This window comes from Ewingella sp. AOP8-B2-18 (assembly GCF_052376015.1).
Lineage (GTDB): Bacteria > Pseudomonadota > Gammaproteobacteria > Enterobacterales > Enterobacteriaceae > Ewingella > Ewingella allii.
Window position 1 is genome coordinate 132,100 of the sequence record NZ_JBQSVB010000010.1, and the last position, 19,160, is coordinate 151,259.

The 19,160-nt window shown below is 49.2% G+C and carries 29 protein-coding genes and 1 pseudogene; 9 read left to right on the forward strand and 21 right to left on the reverse strand.

Going from position 1 to position 19,160, the window contains the following annotated elements:
* Window positions 1–18 precede the first annotated feature (18 nt).
* The 5 genes from ACT3RR_RS18435 to fis all read left to right on the forward strand — a co-directional run bounded on the left by ACT3RR_RS18435 (window position 19) and on the right by fis (window position 4,377).
* A complete protein-coding gene (locus ACT3RR_RS18435; RefSeq protein WP_353500740.1) occupies window positions 19–282 on the forward strand; it encodes a YhdT family protein in 264 nt (87 codons plus the stop codon).
* On the forward strand, window positions 272–1,717 hold the full coding sequence (gene panF / locus ACT3RR_RS18440) for a sodium/pantothenate symporter (RefSeq protein WP_353500739.1): 1,446 nt from the start codon (window positions 272–274) through the stop codon (window positions 1,715–1,717). The genes ACT3RR_RS18435 and panF overlap by 11 nt, the downstream gene beginning before the upstream one ends.
* 42 nt (window positions 1,718–1,759) lie before the next feature.
* Window positions 1,760–2,644, forward strand: a complete 885-nt coding sequence (prmA, locus tag ACT3RR_RS18445) for a 50S ribosomal protein L11 methyltransferase (RefSeq protein WP_034786641.1) — start codon at window positions 1,760–1,762, stop codon at window positions 2,642–2,644.
* Window positions 2,645–3,093: 449 nt separating this feature from the next.
* A complete protein-coding gene (dusB, locus tag ACT3RR_RS18450; RefSeq protein WP_034786639.1) occupies window positions 3,094–4,059 on the forward strand; it encodes a tRNA dihydrouridine synthase DusB in 966 nt (321 codons plus the stop codon).
* Between the two features lie 21 nt (window positions 4,060–4,080).
* A complete protein-coding gene (fis, locus tag ACT3RR_RS18455; RefSeq protein WP_004097144.1) occupies window positions 4,081–4,377 on the forward strand; it encodes a DNA-binding transcriptional regulator Fis in 297 nt (98 codons plus the stop codon).
* A gap of 231 nt (window positions 4,378–4,608) precedes the next feature.
* On the opposite strand, the pseudogene ACT3RR_RS18460 reads toward fis, so the two are convergent.
* Both ACT3RR_RS18460 and ACT3RR_RS18465 read right to left on the reverse strand, forming a co-directional pair.
* Window positions 4,609–4,791 (reverse strand): annotated as a pseudogene (locus tag ACT3RR_RS18460) (excisionase); the annotation flags it as partial.
* A 67-nt stretch (window positions 4,792–4,858) separates the two neighbouring features.
* Complete coding sequence (locus ACT3RR_RS18465; protein ID WP_496200879.1) at window positions 4,859–5,158, reverse strand: DUF1889 family protein; 300 nt, start codon at window positions 5,156–5,158, stop codon at window positions 4,859–4,861.
* A gap of 141 nt (window positions 5,159–5,299) precedes the next feature.
* Between ACT3RR_RS18465 and ACT3RR_RS18470 the strand changes: the two genes are divergently transcribed.
* Window positions 5,300–5,548, forward strand: coding sequence for an excisionase (locus ACT3RR_RS18470; RefSeq protein ID WP_496200880.1), 249 nt, complete (start codon window positions 5,300–5,302; stop codon window positions 5,546–5,548).
* Window positions 5,541–6,290 (forward strand): abortive infection family protein, encoded by a 750-nt coding sequence (locus ACT3RR_RS18475; RefSeq protein ID WP_496200881.1) that lies wholly within the window; start codon window positions 5,541–5,543, stop codon window positions 6,288–6,290. Before ACT3RR_RS18470 ends, ACT3RR_RS18475 begins: the two co-directional genes overlap by 8 nt.
* 127 nt (window positions 6,291–6,417) lie before the next feature.
* Here the strand turns inward: ACT3RR_RS18475 and ACT3RR_RS18480 are convergent, their stop codons facing one another.
* From ACT3RR_RS18480 to ACT3RR_RS18525, 10 genes are all read right to left on the reverse strand, one after another.
* Window positions 6,418–6,999: a tail assembly protein gene (locus ACT3RR_RS18480; protein WP_496200904.1), complete on the reverse strand. Its 582-nt coding sequence runs from the start codon at window positions 6,997–6,999 to the stop codon at window positions 6,418–6,420.
* 26 nt (window positions 7,000–7,025) lie between these two features.
* On the reverse strand, window positions 7,026–8,687 hold the full coding sequence (locus ACT3RR_RS18485; protein WP_496200882.1) for a terminase large subunit: 1,662 nt from the start codon (window positions 8,685–8,687) through the stop codon (window positions 7,026–7,028).
* Window positions 8,671–9,027 (reverse strand): phage terminase small subunit P27 family, encoded by a 357-nt coding sequence (locus ACT3RR_RS18490; RefSeq protein WP_496200883.1) that lies wholly within the window; start codon window positions 9,025–9,027, stop codon window positions 8,671–8,673. Before ACT3RR_RS18490 ends, ACT3RR_RS18485 begins: the two co-directional genes overlap by 17 nt.
* A gap of 129 nt (window positions 9,028–9,156) precedes the next feature.
* A complete protein-coding gene (locus ACT3RR_RS18495) occupies window positions 9,157–9,309 on the reverse strand; it encodes a hypothetical protein (protein WP_496200884.1) in 153 nt (50 codons plus the stop codon).
* On the reverse strand, window positions 9,309–9,746 hold the full coding sequence (locus tag ACT3RR_RS18500; RefSeq protein ID WP_496200885.1) for an HNH endonuclease signature motif containing protein: 438 nt from the start codon (window positions 9,744–9,746) through the stop codon (window positions 9,309–9,311). Before ACT3RR_RS18500 ends, ACT3RR_RS18495 begins: the two co-directional genes overlap by 1 nt.
* Entirely contained in the window at window positions 9,746–10,042 is a 297-nt protein-coding gene (locus tag ACT3RR_RS18505; protein WP_496200886.1) for a head-tail connector protein, read from the reverse strand. Before ACT3RR_RS18505 ends, ACT3RR_RS18500 begins: the two co-directional genes overlap by 1 nt.
* A complete protein-coding gene (locus tag ACT3RR_RS18510) occupies window positions 10,035–10,373 on the reverse strand; it encodes a phage head closure protein (protein WP_496200887.1) in 339 nt (112 codons plus the stop codon). Before ACT3RR_RS18510 ends, ACT3RR_RS18505 begins: the two co-directional genes overlap by 8 nt.
* On the reverse strand, window positions 10,370–11,575 hold the full coding sequence (locus tag ACT3RR_RS18515) for a phage portal protein (RefSeq protein WP_496200888.1): 1,206 nt from the start codon (window positions 11,573–11,575) through the stop codon (window positions 10,370–10,372). The genes ACT3RR_RS18510 and ACT3RR_RS18515 overlap by 4 nt, the downstream gene beginning before the upstream one ends.
* A gap of 1 nt (window position 11,576) precedes the next feature.
* Window positions 11,577–12,134, reverse strand: coding sequence for an HK97 family phage prohead protease (locus ACT3RR_RS18520; RefSeq protein WP_496200889.1), 558 nt, complete (start codon window positions 12,132–12,134; stop codon window positions 11,577–11,579).
* A 44-nt stretch (window positions 12,135–12,178) separates the two neighbouring features.
* Window positions 12,179–13,360: a phage major capsid protein gene (locus ACT3RR_RS18525; protein WP_496200890.1), complete on the reverse strand. Its 1,182-nt coding sequence runs from the start codon at window positions 13,358–13,360 to the stop codon at window positions 12,179–12,181.
* A 271-nt stretch (window positions 13,361–13,631) separates the two neighbouring features.
* Here ACT3RR_RS18525 and ACT3RR_RS18530 point away from each other — a divergent pair, with 271 nt between their 5' ends.
* Window positions 13,632–14,249, forward strand: a complete 618-nt coding sequence (locus ACT3RR_RS18530; RefSeq protein ID WP_496200891.1) for a hypothetical protein — start codon at window positions 13,632–13,634, stop codon at window positions 14,247–14,249.
* Between the two features lie 2 nt (window positions 14,250–14,251).
* On the forward strand, window positions 14,252–14,764 hold the full coding sequence (locus ACT3RR_RS18535) for a hypothetical protein (RefSeq protein WP_496200892.1): 513 nt from the start codon (window positions 14,252–14,254) through the stop codon (window positions 14,762–14,764).
* Between the two features lie 39 nt (window positions 14,765–14,803).
* On the opposite strand, the gene ACT3RR_RS18540 is transcribed toward ACT3RR_RS18535, so the two are convergent.
* From ACT3RR_RS18540 to ACT3RR_RS18580, 9 genes are all read right to left on the reverse strand, one after another.
* Entirely contained in the window at window positions 14,804–15,064 is a 261-nt protein-coding gene (locus ACT3RR_RS18540) for a hypothetical protein (protein ID WP_496200893.1), read from the reverse strand.
* Window positions 15,065–15,075: 11 nt separating this feature from the next.
* Window positions 15,076–15,372 carry a hypothetical protein gene (locus ACT3RR_RS18545; protein WP_496200894.1) on the reverse strand — a complete coding sequence of 99 codons (297 nt, stop codon included), beginning with the start codon at window positions 15,370–15,372 and terminating at the stop codon, window positions 15,076–15,078.
* 177 nt (window positions 15,373–15,549) lie between these two features.
* Window positions 15,550–16,926, reverse strand: a complete 1,377-nt coding sequence (locus ACT3RR_RS18550; RefSeq protein WP_496200895.1) for a helicase RepA family protein — start codon at window positions 16,924–16,926, stop codon at window positions 15,550–15,552.
* Window positions 16,923–17,261, reverse strand: coding sequence for a hypothetical protein (locus ACT3RR_RS18555; RefSeq protein ID WP_496200896.1), 339 nt, complete (start codon window positions 17,259–17,261; stop codon window positions 16,923–16,925). Before ACT3RR_RS18555 ends, ACT3RR_RS18550 begins: the two co-directional genes overlap by 4 nt.
* Window positions 17,258–17,563 carry a hypothetical protein gene (locus ACT3RR_RS18560; RefSeq protein ID WP_496200897.1) on the reverse strand — a complete coding sequence of 102 codons (306 nt, stop codon included), beginning with the start codon at window positions 17,561–17,563 and terminating at the stop codon, window positions 17,258–17,260. Before ACT3RR_RS18560 ends, ACT3RR_RS18555 begins: the two co-directional genes overlap by 4 nt.
* The gene (locus tag ACT3RR_RS18565; RefSeq protein WP_496200898.1) at window positions 17,556–17,750 is read right to left on the reverse strand and encodes a hypothetical protein; all 195 of its coding nucleotides are present in this window, start codon (window positions 17,748–17,750) and stop codon (window positions 17,556–17,558) included. Before ACT3RR_RS18565 ends, ACT3RR_RS18560 begins: the two co-directional genes overlap by 8 nt.
* Window positions 17,743–18,078 (reverse strand): host cell division inhibitor Icd-like protein, encoded by a 336-nt coding sequence (locus tag ACT3RR_RS18570; protein WP_496200899.1) that lies wholly within the window; start codon window positions 18,076–18,078, stop codon window positions 17,743–17,745. The genes ACT3RR_RS18565 and ACT3RR_RS18570 overlap by 8 nt, the downstream gene beginning before the upstream one ends.
* A 504-nt stretch (window positions 18,079–18,582) precedes the next feature.
* Window positions 18,583–18,795 (reverse strand): AlpA family phage regulatory protein, encoded by a 213-nt coding sequence (locus ACT3RR_RS18575; protein WP_496200900.1) that lies wholly within the window; start codon window positions 18,793–18,795, stop codon window positions 18,583–18,585.
* A gap of 112 nt (window positions 18,796–18,907) precedes the next feature.
* Window positions 18,908–19,160 (reverse strand): DUF6387 family protein (locus tag ACT3RR_RS18580; RefSeq protein ID WP_496200901.1); only part of this gene is annotated, 253 nt, incomplete at its 5' end.

Here is a 19,160-nt window from a genome sequence, read left to right on the forward strand (position 1 = left end):
TTTTCATTTGGGACTTTTATGATGAAGACTCAAGACACTGACCCACGTTTTCGACAAGCCAATCGCGAAGCGCGCTGGGCCTTTGGGCTGACGCTGGCCTACTTGCTGGCCTGGTGTCTGGCGGCCTATTTGCCCGACGACAAGCAGGGGATCACCGGGCTGCCCCACTGGTTCGAAATGGCCTGTTTGTTGGTTCCGCTGATTTTTGTGTTACTAAGCTGGCTGATGGTGCGGGTGATTTACCGCGACATTTCGCTCGAGGACACTCCCCATGCAGACTGAAGTTTTACTTCCTCTTATTGCCTATCTGCTGCTGGTCTTTGGCCTGTCGGTTTATGCCTATACCCGCCGTCAGGCCGGTAATTTCCTCACTGAATACTTCCTCGGCAACCGCTCTATGGGCGGCTTCGTCTTAGCCATGACCCTGACCGCGACCTATATCAGCGCCAGTTCGTTTATTGGCGGGCCGGGCGCGGCCTACAAATTTGGGCTGGGCTGGGTGCTGCTGGCGATGATTCAGCTGCCCGCCGTGTGGCTTTCTCTCGGCATCCTGGGCAAGAAATTCGCTATTTTGGCTCGCCGTTATAACGCGGTGACGCTCAACGACATGCTGTACGGCCGCTATAAAAGCCGCCTGCTGGTCTGGCTGGCGAGCCTGAGTCTGCTGGTTGCCTTCCTCGGCGCCATGACCGTGCAGTTCATCGGCGGCGCGCGCTTGCTGGAAACCGCGGCGGGCATCCCTTACGACACCGGCCTGCTGATTTTCGGCATCAGCATCGCGCTCTACACGGCCTTCGGCGGCTTCCGCGCCAGCGTGCTCAATGACGCCATGCAGGGTTTGGTGATGCTGCTCGGCACCATTTTGCTGCTGATTGCGGTGATCCACGCGGCGGGCGGCTTGCACAGCGCGGTCGATAAATTGCAACAGATTGACCCTAAACTGGTGTCGGTCAGCGGCGCGGATGACGTGCTGTCGCTGCCGTTCATGGCCTCGTTCTGGATCCTGGTCTGCTTCGGCGTAATTGGTTTGCCGCACACCGCCGTGCGCTGTATCTCCTACAAAGACAGTAAGGCAGTGCATCGCGGCATCGTGCTCGGCACGCTGGTGGTGGCGATTTTGATGTTCGGTATGCATCTGGCCGGCGCATTAGGTCGCGCTATCCTGCCTGATCTTAAAATCCCGGATCAGGTGATCCCCACCTTGATGATCACCGTGCTGCCGCCTTATGCCGCCGGGATCTTCCTTGCTGCACCCATGGCCGCGATTATGTCGACCATCAATGCCCAGCTGTTGCAGTCCTCGGCGACGATTGTTAAAGATCTCTATCTTGGCATTCGCCCTGCAGAAATCACCAATGAGAAACGCCTCAAACGCTTCTCAAGCTGGGCGACCTTTGTGCTTGGTCTGCTGGTGCTGCTGGCGGCATGGCGCCCACCGGAAATGATTATCTGGCTGAATCTGCTGGCTTTTGGCGGCTTAGAAGCCGTGTTCCTGTGGCCGCTGGTGCTGGGGCTGTACTGGGAACGCGCCAATGCCACCGGCGCGCTTAGCTCAATGATTGTTGGCGCGGTTTGTTATACCCTGCTTGCCAGTTTCGACCTGCACCTTGCCGGTCTGCATCCGATTGTGCCGTCGCTGACCCTGAGTCTGCTGGCGTTTTACATCGGCAATAAATTTGGCGATGCGCGCGCAGAAGCCGCGCTCAAGCCGTCCTGAGGGGCGGCAAACTATTTACTGCAAGCTTAAAAGAGAATTGCTATGCCTTGGATCCAATTGAAAATTAACACCACCGGTAACGACGCGGAAACGCTGAGCGACGCGCTTATCGAAAGTGGTGCGGTATCCGTGACTTTCCAGGATACCCATGACAATCCGGTGTTCGAACCCCTGCCGGGCGAGACGCTGCTGTGGGGCGATACCGACGCTATCGGTCTGTATGACGCAGAAACCGACATGGCGGAAGTGGTGGCTATGCTCGAAAACGAGCCGCTGCTGGGCAAAGGCTTTGTGCATAAAATCGAGCAGTTGGAAGATAAAGACTGGGAGCGCGAGTGGATGGATAACTTCCACCCAATGCGTTTCGGCCAGCGTCTGTGGATCTGCCCGAGCTGGCGCGACGTGCCGGACCCAACCGCCGTCAACGTGATGCTCGACCCGGGTCTGGCCTTCGGCACCGGCACCCACCCCACCACCGCCATGTGCCTCGAGTGGCTCGACGGTTTAGATTTACAGGGTAAGACGGTGATCGACTTCGGCTGTGGCTCCGGCATTCTGGCGATTGCCGCTCTGAAACTGGGTGCTGCGCAGGCTATCGGTATTGATATCGACCCGCAGGCGATTCAGGCCAGCCGTGATAATGCGCAGCGTAACGGCGTCTCCGAGCGTCTATCGCTCTATCTGCCAAAAGACCAGCCGGACAACCTGTCGGCCGATGTAGTGGTCGCTAACATCCTTGCAGGCCCACTGCGCGAGCTGGCGCCCCTTATCAGCGTACTGCCAGTAGCAGGCGGCCATCTGGGGCTGTCCGGCGTGCTGGCAAGTCAGGCGCAGGGCGTCGCAGAAGCCTATGAGGCGCTGTTCGAGCTAGACCCAGTGGCTGAAAAAGAAGAGTGGTGCCGCATTACCGGCGTCAAGAAAGCCTAATACTCCGCCGCCCGCAGGCTTAAATGCTCACCGGGCGGCGCTTTTCTGTTTTATTGCCCCGCCCTGCTTTTTCGACTCTCCCGGCCTTGGCTTTTTATCTCAAACATAGGGTTATGGATTCTTACTAAAAATGACTCATTTTTTGACCACGGTGAGAGGTGGGTCACGGAAATTTTGCGGTTATTGCTACTTAAAACAGCAAATTTAGCCTTAGATTCAACTGGCTTAACCTGCATATACAGCGAGTTTTAAGGAATTTTCATAAGCGCACAATTTAGCCTTTATTCATTAACCCTATGTTAAGTCTCAATAAAAACCCATAACCCAGACCTCAGAGGCCTGATGCAAGCATTTTCTTAGGTTATTGGTTAAAGTTTGGCCTTTCATCTGGATTCAAAAATGCGTAATATACGCGCCCTTGCGGACATCAGTATGGTCATTCCTAGTCTATGCGCATCGGACACCACCAACTTACAAATTGCCTGATTGCGGCCCCAATGGCCGGTATAACAGACCGACCGTTTCGTGCCTTATGTCATGCGATGGGTGCTGGGATGGCTGTTTCCGAAATGCTCTCTTCCAATCCGGAAGTGTGGCGTACGGATAAATCCCGTTTGCGTATGGTACATAGCGATGAACCGGGAATCCGGGCCGTGCAAATTGCCGGTTGCGATCCCGAAGATATGGCGGCAGCTGCCCGAATTAACGTGGACAGCGGTGCGCAGATCATTGACATCAATATGGGTTGCCCGGCCAAGAAAGTGAACCGCAAACTGGCAGGATCTGCCTTGTTGCAGTATCCGGATTTGGTCAAACAGATCCTCTCTGCCGTTGTGAATGCGGTAGATGTGCCAGTCACGTTGAAAATTCGTACTGGTTGGGCACCGGAACACCGTAACTGTGTACAAATTGCACAATTGGCTGAAGACTGTGGAATTCAGGCCCTGACGATTCATGGCCGAACCCGTGCTTGTCTCTTCAATGGAGAGGCAGAGTACGACAGCATTCGGACAGTTAAGCAGAGTGTTTCCATTCCGATTATCGCGAATGGCGACATAACTGACCCGCATAAAGCCAGGGCGGTACTCGACTACACCGGAGCTGATGCTCTGATGATTGGACGTGCCGCTCAGGGGAGACCCTGGATCTTCCGGGAAATCCAGCATTATCTGGACACAGGGGAACTGTTACCGCCGCCACCACTTGGGGAGGTTCAGCACTTGTTATTAGGGCATGTACGGGAATTGCACGACTTTTATGGTCAAGGCAAGGGATTCCGTATCGCTCGTAAGCATGTTTCCTGGTATCTCCAGGAGCATGCCCCGAATGACCAGTTTCGGCGCTCCTTCAACGCCATAGAGGATGCCAGCGAACAGCTGGAGGCGTTGGAAGCATATTTCGAAAATCTTGCGTAACAAAAAAGAGCTGACAGAACTATGTTCGAACAACGCGTGAATTCTGACGTACTGACCGTTTCTACCGTTAATTCTCAGGATCAGGTAACCCAAAAACCCCTGCGTGACTCGGTAAAACAAGCACTTAAGGGCTATTTTGCTCAATTGAATGGTCAGGACGTGAATGACCTGTATGAGTTGGTATTGGCTGAAGTTGAACAGCCACTGTTAGACATGGTGATGCAATATACCCGTGGCAACCAGACTCGTGCGGCCCTGATGATGGGTATCAACCGCGGTACGCTGCGTAAGAAATTGAAAAAATACGGCATGAACTGATACTAATCAGTTAAGTATTTGAGAAAAGGCGCTTTTCCTTAATTGGTTAGCGCCTTTTTTATTGAAAGGACTACACAACAGACTGCACAACATTGTGAACAGTGATAAACAACAGGAAACAGAAGCACATTATTTTTTGGTTCATGCTGAAGGTTTTTTCTTACGCCTTGGCAGTTCAATCTCATCTAAAGCAGCCCAGTTGGGTTCTGTGTTTACACCCAGCAACGGCCTTCTGTCTCCTCTGGCCCAGTGATTCACTTCAATCAGGTCGATCCAGCGTTCTTTAACACCATCAATTTTCAAAACATGTAGCCCTTCTTGCCATACCCCGCGCTGAATTCGCTTATTGATAGCATCTATCGTTTCACCAGTATTATTGCAGTACATCGATATCGGAACGCATTCCAGAGTCATTTTATTACCCCTAAAATTTCGCTAAAAAAAAGGCCGCATGAGCGACCTTATTAAAGGCATTTCAGATTTAAATGAGTGAACGTAACTCTTCTTTATACTCATCGGACAGACTATCTGGGTGCTTAATCACAACACGTCCACCAGAACTGACAGCATCAGCCCAACTAGCCATTTTCTTGGTAAATCCAGGGTTCCATCCTTTATCATCTCCATAAGCAGTAACATCGTGAGCTTGCACCGGAGCCCCCTCGGCAGCTAAAAATTTAAACAACTCTTTTGCACTACTTTCATCATACGGGTGGGGAGCCGATGAAGAAGTATTCATACTGTCTAAATGTTCTAAAGCTTTATTTAATACTGCTGACATAAACTACTCCTTGTAGTAAGTTGAAATTTTATATTACAAAATTCAAATGAGTTACGAAACAATCGCAACATGCCGCAATACATCTCAAAGCTTAGATAAGCTTAGTTGGGATGGTAGCTGCTCATAGAAATAGGATTTAAGATGGCAAGACTCATAACACTATATGAATGGGCCATTGAAGAGTTTGGTAACTCAGCCCCCGGAAAAGCAACACTTTCTAACTATGCAAAACGCGGCATGATTTACCCGCCAGCTTTAAAAGTAGGTAGATCTTGGATGGTAGAAAAAGATGCACGCTATGTTGGCATAACTAAGCCTTTAATTCGACCTTCAGACAGTCCATTACTCAAGCGGATTTTGAGCGATACGTTAGGTGACTTAAATGAATAATTTACTAGAAAATTTAAATGACGACTTAGAGCGAGCACTTGCCCTTCAAAACACATTACTTGATAGAGCCACTGGAAAAAACGAAGACGATATTGCCTACATACAATTACGCAATTACTTTCTTAGTTCCACGGTATTATCAAACTTGTTACCGCAATTCGTAAGGACATGCCGTTCACTAAGTCAGTTTTGGCAGCACATTAAAAAGACTGATGGTTATGCTCCTCGCCGAGAAATCATCTGGAGTGAATTTCAACCCATGCTTGATTTTCTAGAAGGCAAAAATACCTCTCCGGCTGATATTCACATAACAGATGGATTAAAAACTTATGATGAGGCCGGTGTAAGTGAAGCATGGACGAAAGCATTAGCGAGACGGTTATCGGATCCTGAAGGTGCGATTACAGCAGCTAGGTCACTAATTGAGACAGTATGCAAACACATACTTGACGACCGAAAAATACCATATGATAGAAATACAGACATGAGCGAACTTTACAAATTAGTTTCTAAAGAGCTCAATCTTGCCCCCGAGCAACATACCGAGCAAATTTTTAAGCAGATTCTCGGGGGATGTTCGGCGATTGTAAATGGTCTAGGAACACTCAGAAATAGGCTCGGTGATGCTCATGGGAATGGTCGAAAACCAGCGAAACCTTCGGATAGGCATGCTTTACTTGCAGTAAACCTAGCCGGTAGTATGTCGGTATTTCTGATACAAACTTGGCAAACTCAATATTAATCTTATAGTTACTTTCGAATAACTCCGGCTTAGCCATTTTGAATCTACCAAAATAAATTCGTTGCTGTTGGACATAATTAGCCGCCACCACAGCAACGAGATTATTACATTATTTTCAATGTGTTAATTACTGCTGATCCTCGGTATAAATTCCCGCCGAAATAACCGCACCACCTATCTCACGCTCCCCATAACCAACGGCTAAGGCATTTCCCTGAGCAGTTGTATTGACTGGCCCACCGAAAGCATACGAGGGTTTATTGTCTGGGTCTTGCCGCATTCTCAAGCCGGTAGTTTGCGGCGAAAGCATTTGGGCTACACCTCCGAGAGCCATGGCTGCCCCAACCTGAAAACCATAAGTTGAAAAAGGGTTACCGGGGGCTAAATACTGCCCGATGGCAGATGCAGCAATCAGCGCGACGCCTAAAATAGTCTGGAACATACCGGCTCTTTTACTGCCAATAATCACCGGAACAATATGGATTTCCTTACCAGCACTCGCGTTGTCCATTTCATCAAGGCTAATATTTCTCTTTCCTTTGAATATGGCAAAAGTGAGACCGCGCTGTTTGGAGGAAATAAGAAATTGCTCAAAGCCCGGAATGGTATTTTTCAATGCGCTGATAGCCTGTTTAGGGCTGTGAATAACGCGCGTGTGCTCTCTATCGAAAAGTCGTGCCAAAGAGCCGCTTAACTTTATGGTCGTCATTTCTTCTGTCATGTGCCTGTCTCCTTTTAAATACCGTTGAACGCCTCGAGGCGCTGCTGCTGTTCGTCACTCATATCAAAATCAAATTCATCGTACTGGAGCTGATAGGTGCCAAAGCTCATCAGGAAAGCGATCGCCGGGTCTATCTTGTTAGCGGCCTTCTTTTTGTTGGGCTTGATATTGGCGTTGGCATCGCTTTCCATCACCACGTTAGCCACTGCCCAAGTAAGTACCGGATCGCCGTTGTGCTGAATCACTTTACGGTTAACGAATACCTCTGCTGATTTAGCGACCGGGCTGAACTTCATAAAGGTTTGCGGGAATGGCTCGACATCCAGACCGGCCCCCTGCAACTGGGTGCGCAGGTGTGTAGCATTCCACGTATCGAACCCCACCAGCTTCATATCAAAGCGATCGGCATCATTCAGCACGTCATCACGGATGCGGTCATAGTCGATACAGTCGCCAGGTGTAGTGCGTAACCATCCTTCTTTCGCCCAAAGACGGTATAAGGTGCGGTTTTTATTGGCTGGGTTATCTAATTGCGCGGCGGGAATGTAATGGCGAGTCAGCAAGCGAACAAGGTTTTCAACGGGGAAGGTGTAGCACACGCTGGTAATATCGCTGGTTGAGGACAGGTCAAAGCCGGCATAGCACTCCATTCCCTCCAAATCGTCTTCGCTATAGTCAGCCCGGCAAGCCTTCCAAGCCCCTTCCCCCATCCACGGGGTTTCACCCTGACACCAGATATTAAAACGCTTGGTCAGCATCTCTACCCATTGGGATGGAATACCGCGGGCCTTTTGAATGGTGTCCGCCAGCGCCGCACCGTCTACGGAAACGTCAAGGTTCGGGTTGGCCTTTACCCACTGCTCTGGTTGATCCACTTCGGCTTCTTCATCCAGTTCGTAGATAAGCGCAAATAGGGAATCATTCTCTTCTTCACCGGCCAAAATCTGGCAGCAGTAATCGTAATGCTGCTTGCAGGCCGATACTGTATTGCTACCGGCCGTTGTGATAGCGAAGAGCACACCTTCAGGACGGGCGCCCATACCCAGCTCAAGCGCCGAATAAACGCCGTTGTCCGGGTGAAGATGGTATTCATCGACAATAGCTAGACTAGGGTTTGTCCCCTCAATGGTCGCAGCCTTGGCAGCCAAAGGCTTTAACAGGCTGTTAGTTTTGGCGTAAATCATCTTGTGCTGCTGAATAGCCAGGCGCTTTTTCAATGGCTTGGAGAGCAGACACATCTGCCGGGCATCATCAAATACGATACGGGCCTGATCACGACTCACGGCGGCGGTGTAAATATCCTGTTGGCCCTCTTCCATCACCAAGAACCAGTTTGCCAACATGGCCGCTACCGTCGATTTAGCGTTCTTTCGCGGTACCTGAATATACGCGCTGCGGTATTTCCTCCGGCCGGTGGCCACTGACTTGAAACCTAACAGGTTAGCAAAGGCGAACTGCTGCCACGGCTCCAGTTCGATAGGTTGTCCGCGCAGCGGGCCTTTGACGTGGGGGCAAAGCCGAGAAAAAGCGATAAAGCGCTCTACGACCGCCGCATCGAACCGGTAATGTGGGTCACTCAGGCAAATAAAATACCGGTTCACAGCCTGCTTTAGCCGTTCACACGCCGGAATTTCACCGCTTTTTATCGACTCTGCGTACTCATGCCAGGCGGTCAAGGGCGTCTTCCTCATCAACTTCTACCGGGTTGCGGCGGCGGGAAACGGGATCAAAGCCCAATACTGAGGACATTTTGATCATGATTTTTTCTGCGTCAGCCTTCGCGCTGAGTGAAGGGTTACGGCTTTCCCCCCCCTGACTGTTGGTGATGCTGAATCCACGGCGTGCAAGGTCTTCGACCGCTTTGCGATACATGGAATAATTGACGCAAAACAGCTCAAGGTTTCCCCAGTCGGCGGGGGTTAAATCATCCCGATCCGCTAGCTGTTTGGCTCTGGCCTTCCATTGCTGATTTGCAATTTCATCCAGATAAATCGGGGGCTTGGGTGCTCTAGCCATAAATACCTGTTTTCCTTCTGCAATTTATTTTCAAAAAAAGTGCCGCGCGTAAAAATTTGAGGGCCGGGTGGTGCCAGCAAGTGGGGGGCTTTGTCCTGAAACCTCCCCCCACCCCGCCTGAGCCGCTTTCTACCGGTTTCTGAACAAATCCATGATGTCCCGATCACGTTGGCTGGTGCGTTGCATCATGGCTTGCTCAGGCATCTTGTTATGCATACGCTTGAACTGCTCACGGCTTTTGGTTAACGCCATAACTAATCGATTCTGTTCTTTTTCGTTCATCACTTTGTTTCCTCACGCGCCTTATATGCCCAATCCCACCGGTGCGCAGCGGCCTCTTCCAACCGCTGAAACCTCCCTGCTTTGCGCTGCTGCTTGGTCATCGGGTCTTGGGTGGTCGTCTTACGACTATGGCAGCTCATGCATAACCCTTGATGGTTGGTCTCAGGCCAGAACAACACATCGTCAGCACCGTTAATCGGGATGATGTGATCAACTATCTTGGCCGGGGTATAGATGTCTTTCTTTTCACAATGGACGCAAAGCGGGTGAGCTTTGAGATATATCAGCCGGTACTTATCCCATTGCGCCGTATATCCACGTTCACGACGGGAACCGCGCTGGGCGTCTTGTTGCTGTCGGTGCTCCTTGCAACGGCCAGACTTCACACGCTCTTTGCATCCTGCATACGTGCAACGCTTAAGTGGGTGCCAAGGCATCAGTACACTCCCGGATCGCGGTAGCCATTCCATAGACTGGCAACGGTAAACGGCACTTCTTTCATTTCCACTTCGCTGATGGTCGTTCGATTGTCATAAAGCTGGGATATGTACATCAGGCATCCCACCTTGATTGCAGGCGTAAACTCCAGATCGGTATCGAATCTCTTACCGATATGCATCTGGCATACCTCTAATGCAGCATCGACATACACCTGAATCAGGGCGTCTTCATAATCATCATCAATGCGGCAGTGCATCTTTACTTCGTTTAGATCGATGGCTGGGCTAGGCATTGAACACACCTCCCTTACACAGCAGCTCAAGGCGGGAATGTTCGGCATCGGGTATCACAGCAAGAATGCCGTAAACCTGACCTCTGACATTCGGCAGGCTGTAGATGATCCGATTAGCCGTTGTCACATCTTCGCGGTACCGCATCCAGATACGGATTGTTGCCTCGGAGAAGATGGCGCCAGAACTCATTCGCTCACGCCCACTGATTCCCTTCACCTCGGCCCAAACCGTCGCTAAATCTCCCCATGTATGGATAACCTGACCGGACTGATCGCGGCGGTCCTCAGACTTCTGAATAGTCACACGTCGGCGTAATCCTCCAGCTCTCATGCTGCCCCCTTCTCGGTCGGACTTTTAACCTCAACCGTTTGCTTCCAAGCCTGGCTGAACTCATCGCCGCCTTCACGCGGGGACATGCCCTCACGCTCACGGGCTTCGTTTGGACACATCACGCCTGATTTAATCGCCGTCTCATAACTCGTGAAACGTTCCTGCGGGTTAGCGCGTAACAGATCAGCAGTATCGAACTCCACCTGATAACGGATGCCAGGCGCGGAGGAAGCCACCAGCAGCGCGGCTTTTAACTGCTGCTCGAAATTGGTTAACCACGGACGCATGGTCATCGTGAGAAATGCACGGCTTGCTTCGCTGAAGTTGCTATAGGTGCTGTTCGAATATTCCTGAAGAAACAGTGGGCTGATATTGAATATCCGTGCAATGTCTTCAATGGAGAAGCGGCGAGAGGCCAGCCATTCCACATCCTGATTGCTCATACCCAATTTTTCATACTTCATGCCGCCTTCAAGAATTGGCGTCTTACCGGCATTTTTGGCCCCCTTGTAACGCTCCAGCGCATCAAGTGCCTGCTGGCCTTTCTTCTTGTCGAACCATTCACCCACGGTAATAATGCCGGATGCCATCATGCCGTCTTTCATAATGCTGGCGCCGTGGCGCTGTTGCGCGATGCCTAAACCCAGTGTTTCACGGCAGATAGTGATCGGTGAGCGGGAAATAAAACCATCGTCAGTGGCGTAACGCAGGTGCAACATCTCTTCCTGTAGATAGGTCTTAACCTGGCCGCTGAATGGCTCGGTAATGGTGTAAACGTAACGATGCTGATCCAGACGTTTAGGCACTACAGACTGAGGGGCATACGGGTGAAGGGATTGCGGCTGCCCGTCACGGCCCCACTTGATCACCGCATACGCATTACCGTTTAACAGGCAGTGGCGCATCATGGTTTTCTTGAACTGGAATGGCGTCTGACAGTCATTAGGACGTTCATTCAGCAGATAATCGACGGGGTGATCTGCCAGCCATGCGCGGGATTCATTTTGCACTCTGTACAGGTAGCACGGCATAGACGCCACAGAATCACTGATAACGGTGACGGCATTCAGCACAGCAGGCAAAGATTCGGCGGTAGTCGGTGAAACATGTTCACCCGAGCCGGTATTGGGGAATTCAGCCAGCGCCATGAAGTCATCGATGGTCATGCTTCGCTGTTCGTCTTTTCTCTTGAACGGCCACATATCACAACCCCGCCAGGTAGACCCAGTGAGAGCGCAGAGCAATATCAGCGCATTCTGGGTGTTGGGTGAGTAGTGAGCGCTTGGCGATCTGTACATCGCTTTGGCGATAGGCTGGCATACTGGTAACGGTGATTTCCCGTAGTTCCGCCGCAATAACGGTACGAACATATGGCTGCTGCGTGCTGTCCCATTGATCTTTATGGGAGCGGAACCCAAATGACATGCCGGAAATATCTCCACGTTCTACAAGCGTCAGAACATCGCGACCCAATTGGGTATCTGGCGGCGTAAGCTCAAAGCGCAGGCCGGTGGCGTCTTCGCTAAGGGACAAGGTGCCGGAGGTATTGCGGCCAAGTAGCGCGGTAGAATCATGCTCAAACAGGGCGCGAACGTCGGTACCGGCAGCCAGGCTGTCTTTGAAGGCATTAGGGGCGAACTGTTCAACAAACTCATCCCACAGCACTTCCGAGCGGCTATTCCATTTCACGGCGTAACCCACCAGCTTTTTATCGCTGGCGCTTAGTGTCGCTGTGCGGATCTCAAAATCAGTATCTTTCATAGGTGGACTCCTTGAAACCGAGGGGCCGTAGCCCCCCGATTGGATCACTTGGCTGCTGTCTTGATTTCCAGAACCTTGATGGCATTCGAATCCACCAGCCCACCGCCCAGATATTTATCGGTATGAACCTTGTAGAAGCCAGGCTCGGTAATGTTGTCCGGGCGGGTACGAACGCCAGTTTCATGATCTACGATGAAGTAACCACGCTTGAAATCACCCACGGCCAAAACAGGCTCACCGGCGGCAGCGTCTGGCAGGTTTTCCAGATAGTGAACGGGTTTGCCTAGCAAGGAATCGGGATCGCCGGCTTGCATACCGTCGCGCCAAATATAATCACCGTTGCCGTTCTTAAGTTTTTGCAGGCTAGCCGCTGTATTGGAATTCATTACCCATACGGCATTTTTGCGGTATTTCTTCTTTAGCTTGAACAGTAGGTCGATCAGTTCATCGGATGTTGGAGCGGCACCGGCTGATGTCATTTTTTCCAGCGTGCCAAATGGGCGGGTTTTGTCAGCGGTAGCGGCGCGTGGATAAGCCAGGAAACCTTTTGCCTTTTTAGTGCCGTCACCGGCTACCAGATCGGTTTCTTCGGTTTCGGTGAAGGTGTCGCTGATTTCTTCGGTCAGCCAGCCCAGAAGGTCCACGTCACTAAAATCTAAAATTTCCTGCGTGGTTTTCGGATAGGCGTAGATCGGGAACAGCTTGATGCTGACCTCTTCCAGCTTCGGCGTCGCGGTTTCATCACGGGCGGTACCTTCTTCACCGTGATTTACCGCCGCGCCGCCCACAGATACGAGTTTTTTGTATTCGTTGCTGCTGGTGGTTTTCACCGTACAAATCTGACGCATCTCTGACTCATCAGAGAGCTGGCGCATGATGTCTTTATCCAGATCAGGGATCACGGTAAAGCCACCATCAGCAGGAACGCCGGTAGACAGTGAACGGGTGTCACCAGTCATGATGTAATGACGAAGTTCAGCGTTAGTGACTTTCTTACCGCCATTATCCGGCTTTGCGTTACCGCCCTGGCTGCGCTCTTCGTCGGCAATGGCTTCATAGCGGGAAATATCAGCAGCAAGGGTGTCGGTCTGGGTGCGGAGTTCGTCAAACTGTTTGGTTTCGTCGTCAGAGAGGCTACGCTTCTCTTCTTCTGCCTTGACCAGCAAAGAACGCATCTGCGTGGCAAGTTCGGTTTTCTTTTGACGTAATTCGAGTAGCTTTTTCATGTACGGTTTCCGTGTAAGTGTGATTACAGACGGGAAACCAAATTCATTGATGAAGCCGTTTAACAGAATTCCAGTGCGGAAAGGTGGGAGTTAAACGGCTAAAGTGACGGCTCCCGTCGGAGTGTCACCCCTTAACATATACATGATTATCTATATGTAAATATAGAAAGTTAAAGCTAAACGATAGTGAACTAATTCAAACAAAAAATTTACAAATCATACAAGACTAGATGTAGTCTATACCCTCACACAACTTAAGGAACAATCCCAAATGTCGGACATTTTGACATTCATAATTACATTAACAAGCGCTATGGCAGGCGGCGTGATAGCTGGTTATTACTCGTTAAAAGCAACTAAGGAAGCACATAAGCACCAAAAAAATCTAGCAGAAGATAATGAGAAGCTAATTATTAGCAGCCTACTCCAAGCACTCCATGATGAACTTGAAACTATTTTTTGTCGATATCAAGAAGGTATGGGATGTAAATTAGAATCTTTGGAGGACGGGCAACCATTAGCTTTCTATTACCCTCTCGTAAGTGATTTTTTCACCGTCTATCATGGAAATAGCTTTTTAATCGGACGTATAAATAATAATACTCTCCGCAAAAACATAATTAAGACATACACTTTAGCAAAAGGAATGATTGACTCATTTAGAATGAATAATGACTTAGTACAAAAAGTTGAGCATTGGGAATCAATTTATGAGGAAACACGATCTCCAACACATGAATATAGACTTCATGCGCATAACAATTCATTAATCATGTACGCAGCGATACTGAAACAACAACACTTTGAATTAAAAGAAAATGTTGAGATGACAATAAATTTACTTTTAGAACAAGGTATGTTGAGCGAAAAAACACTTGAAAGGAGATAATTATGAATTTTGATTTTGATGAAATGGCTTATCCTGATACTTTCTTTTTTTCTGGGAAAAAATTCAAGGGAAGTCGTAATGCAGGAATAAACCAAGTTGACATCCCTTTTACCAACGAACTAGAGGTGGGGCTCGGAGATATCCTGATTCAAAAAGTAGGTTGCCGCGAGATAAATCTTAAAATCATAGATCTGTCTATATCCGAAAATGGAACATTGAATGTAGGCACTCTACACCCTCACTTACTTACCCTAACAGTTGAAAATATTTCTAGCGAAGCTCACCGGACTAAAAATAGTGTAAATACATTCAATATCTCATCCGTGTCAGGCGAGCAAGTTCAAATAGGAGAAAACAACCATCTTCTTATAAGCATTAGCATTGCTGAATTGGTTGAGAAAGTTTCCGACTCTAACGATCAACAAGCAAAATCCAAGCTTAGACAGTTATTAGAAAATAGTACTGTAGCAAGTATTGTCGGCGCGGGAACATCTGCCCTCCTCGCGCTTCTCTGAAATGAAATAGATGGCCTGGTAATAATCCAGGCCTAGGTTTTATTTTTCACTCATCCACTCAGGTGGCTTACGCATTTCCTTCCGATACTCCTTCAAATGCTCAATAAGAGCATCCAACTGTTCCTGATTAGTTGCCAATATTTCCTCGGAGAAAGTGCTGCGCACAAACTCATGATGATCCATCCATAAAAAAGCACCGTCCTTTAATGCTTGGCGATAAACTTCAGTATGCATGGTGTCGAGGTCGTGGATATTATAATGGTCTTTGTGGTCTATTATTTCTTTTATCGTGATAGGCATATCATTTCCTTTTAATGATGTTTTTTCTCTCTTAATACATGCTGATATTGCTCTAAAGGAGCTATCCAAGCCTGTGTTGTACCGATCGGATGATCAAAAGGTTTCACTTCGCCATCTATCATTACGCACGCCATTCTTTTGCGTGATGGTTCATCCGAGAACTCATACCAGTAATTAACTTCGGCCCAACTGATAACTTCATGTCTAGCAATAACTTCACCAGTGCGTCGATCTGTAACCTCTACAATCGTGCCCTTGTAAGCGGGGGTTATATCCAGAATATCGATACCTGTTTTTCTCTTGGTCATACTCACTTACTCCTCACTTTGTTGATTCCTCACTTCGCGCTCACCACCTTTTTTGAAATAGGCTCTCAGGCCAGTGCTGGCGCGGGTTTCAGGGGTTTGCCTCACTTCGTCTGTGTATACAGGGAGAAAGTGAGGCAAAGCAGGGGTTATGCCTCACCTTGCCTCACATAGACTCACTTACTGGCTCACATCAGACACGGGAGATATTCTCTCTCCATCAATCGAAATAACCCCTTCTTTCCCCAACTTAGCCAGCCATCTGTGAAAGTTTTTTGCGTCAATTCCCAACGCTCTCAAATCATCTTTGATGATGGCCTTTGTGCATGGGTCGCCTTTAGCCGTACGTGACCTGACGCATTGCCACAGAGCGACATGGTTATCCGTCAGCTTGGTCAGACCTTCCAGCGCAGGATCAACCTCGCGCACCTCTCTCGGGGTGTCCATCACGGCTAAGGAGGTCACCAGCTCACCATCTTCATCATGGAATAACTCAGCCGTCCGCAGGTCATAGGCATGGCATTCTGGCTCTTCTGAGTCTTTCATTTTGGTGCAGGTCAGTACCAGTGCCTTAGCGTCTCCCTCCCTTTTAATATTGAATTCAGCATCTAATGCGGCTCGGAATGCGCTGGAGCCACGCGCCCCTTTAGCCTCATCTTTACCGGAGTGATGAACCACCAGCACCGTAGCGCCTGTTTCTCTCTTGATGAAGTCACAACCCTCGATGAATGCCCCCATATCACGCGCATCATTTTCATCTGAGCCGCCGAAACAACGCGCCAGCGTATCGAAAACAATCAACTCGACCTTCTGTCCACACTCAGCCTGAATTTGTTTAGCGGCAATCAGAACCTCTTTCACTTCGGACTCTCGGACGGGGAAAACAGGCCGATTAACCAGATATAGACTGTTTACCGGTCGATCATTGTTGTAAGCCATTTCCCATGCTTTAACCCGGCGCGGGACACCAACCCCACCTTCACCAACAACATACATAACAGCACCACTCACAACTCGCTTGCCAGCCCAAGGTTTACCGGTCGCAATGTGGCAAGCCCACGACACGGCAAGAAAGGATTTATAGGAACCGCTCGGCCCATATATGCTGCAAAGGGAATTGGCCGGCAGATAGCCTTTAATCGCATAATCCTGACGAGCATCGAACCCCGTAGAACCAATACTTAAAGGCAGCCTGGTATGCTTCAAAGCAGGCTGTTCTGGCGGAAATAGTTTGTTGATCCGCAGGGAATCGCAAAGCAGCGATTTTAATTCGCTAGCATCAATAAACTCCTGAACCAGAGATACGCGTTTATCACGCTGCTTTTCTTGGTCGGTATTCAAATAACCCTGGTCACACAACCAATCATAAGTAGCGACTTCCACAGTCAGCTCGGCCATGCGTTTAGCTAATGCGCCGTGACTAGTCGAGATGTCTTTGTGGCGAGCGATAGCCGCCTCAGTATCTTTTTTCTCAAGTGGGTGGCCGTTTACCCACTGATAAATACATGTAAACAAGGCGTCTGACATTACTAGCCTTTTTTTGGCTTCTACTGTCATAGATTCGGCCTCATAGACATGGTGAATTTACCGATCAGGGGGTGATACCAGTACTTACTGCCATATTTCCGCTTCGCTGCGCGGATGATCAGCAATGCCGCTTCCCTAAACTTCGCCTCATGTACCGCATAGCTCGCTCCATGACGAACGATCATCACACCGCTATTGCGCGCCAGTTCTTCGGCCTTCTTGGTAGAAATCCCCATTTCAGACGCCATTGTCGTTAGAGGAGCCATACCTTCAGGGCAGGCGTCTTTACGAACCATCGCGGTCAGCGCCAGTTCGAGGGCAGCAATACGTTTCTCAAGCTCGTTGAATTTCAATGGGCTGATCATTTAGTTGCCTCCCGGCGTTTTAATTCGTAATCGGCGTTCTCACGGTTCTGATCGAGGGCTTGCATTAAACGCGGCAAATGTCGCAGGGCACTTCCTACGCCGATCATGTCTCGTCGGCATTCCTCGTCCGAATACTCATCGCTGTCACAAACCTCCATAGACAAGCAGCCCAGAGTGGTGAGAGCAAAAACTATCCCTGAAGCAGCATCTCCACAGCTATTTCTATAATCCGTAAGTGCCTCATCTGAGAGACTTTTCAGATTATTAGAATTACCAACCACAGCATGGTAAATATCACGCATTGGCTTTCCCCTCTGGCTGGTCAAGTTCGCTAGCCATTTCGCGCAGTCTCATCAGGGCAATATCGACCAGAGAAATAGCCGTCTCTTGTTCCCCTTCATCGTGGCCTTTCATAAGAAGTGATGCGGCCAATAGGGTTTCGATGCCTCTCAACTCATTAGGCACATCCAGCATGTTCAACTTAGACATGGGATCCCCCCTGTAACGGCAGACGGCCAGCGAATACCATGACGCAGCCAGCCGGTGATTGATCACGGGCTTCGCGCTCGGTAGTGGCGGTGATGTGAATGACATTGCGAGTAGTTTCACTAAGCGCCAGAAAACGCCATGTGAATTTAGGATGAGTTTGGGTATGCTGTGATCCAGCCATAACTGTTACCTCGAATAACGGTTTGGTAAGAGGCCCGGTTAGTGTTGACGCACTTCCGGGCTTCGTTGCTTTACAAGTGTCTGACATGTGATGTACATTGCAAGACACAATACAAACTACGCCAAGTGTCAGACACATGTCAAACATTAAAATGCCGAGAGGCAATAAGCAAATTGCATTCCGTGTAGAGCCGTCTTTAGAAGAATCTATGCAGAAGGCTATGAAGGAAGATGGAGATGAAACAGTATCTGCCTGGTTAAAGCGAATAATCCGCAAAGAGCTGCAAGCACGCGGCATCGAGCCAAAAAGCTGATCAGCCGTTTTCTCAGCGAACTTGGTATCAGCGGAATTTTCCGCCGATTGGGGATCTCCCGAAAACTTGTGAGATAGAGGTGTGCGCCAATGGCGCATACCCCCTGCAAGAAGCGAGTTGCAGATTTGCAACACATTAGGGAACCGCGCCATTGCCGCAGTTACCGAGGGGGAAATTCCACCCTCGGTCAGATACTGCGGGGATTTCCCGTAGTTAGAAAAGATATGAGCAGATTTGCACACACTGACCTGATTGATCAGTGTGATATGATTTTTAGTGAAATTTGAGAAGTGATTAAGGCGGCCCTGCAAGGTCGCTTTTCTTTTTGCTGGCATACCCTACCTCACCGTTTTATCTGCGGTGACTTTCGGTTGGCTATGCTGCCATCCTACGATTTCAGAAAGCATCCAGCCAACGGCCCGCCCACCAAGTTTTCTCCGGGCAGGGAATTTACTCTCTTTTTCCATTAGATAGCGCGTAGTACGGCATAAACCGGTGAGCTGTCGGCATTCCGTTTCACGGATAATGCGATCATAGGATTGGTTGTTCATAGAAAAATGTCCTCGTTTGTTATTGTTCGAGGACATTATTTCCTAATTTTTCGATGCAAGCATTTGTGTGAAAGACAGTAAAACTTTACTCATCATTATGCTCAGAATTTTATTATTTAGATATTTCTCTTCTGATTTTTTCTAAAGAACCATCTGCGACTAATTTTTCAACAAAGGGTTTTATCGTCTGAGCAATAGCAAAACCATCTTTCTCTCCGTCCGGGAAAAGTGATACGGCAAGAACACCGTGAGTAATTACCGCCTCATTTTCGATAGCCCATGAAATCAAATCCATATATGGTAATACGCGATACTCTACGATTTTCCTTCTAATCACACTCCATGCATTATTCAATTCAATTTGA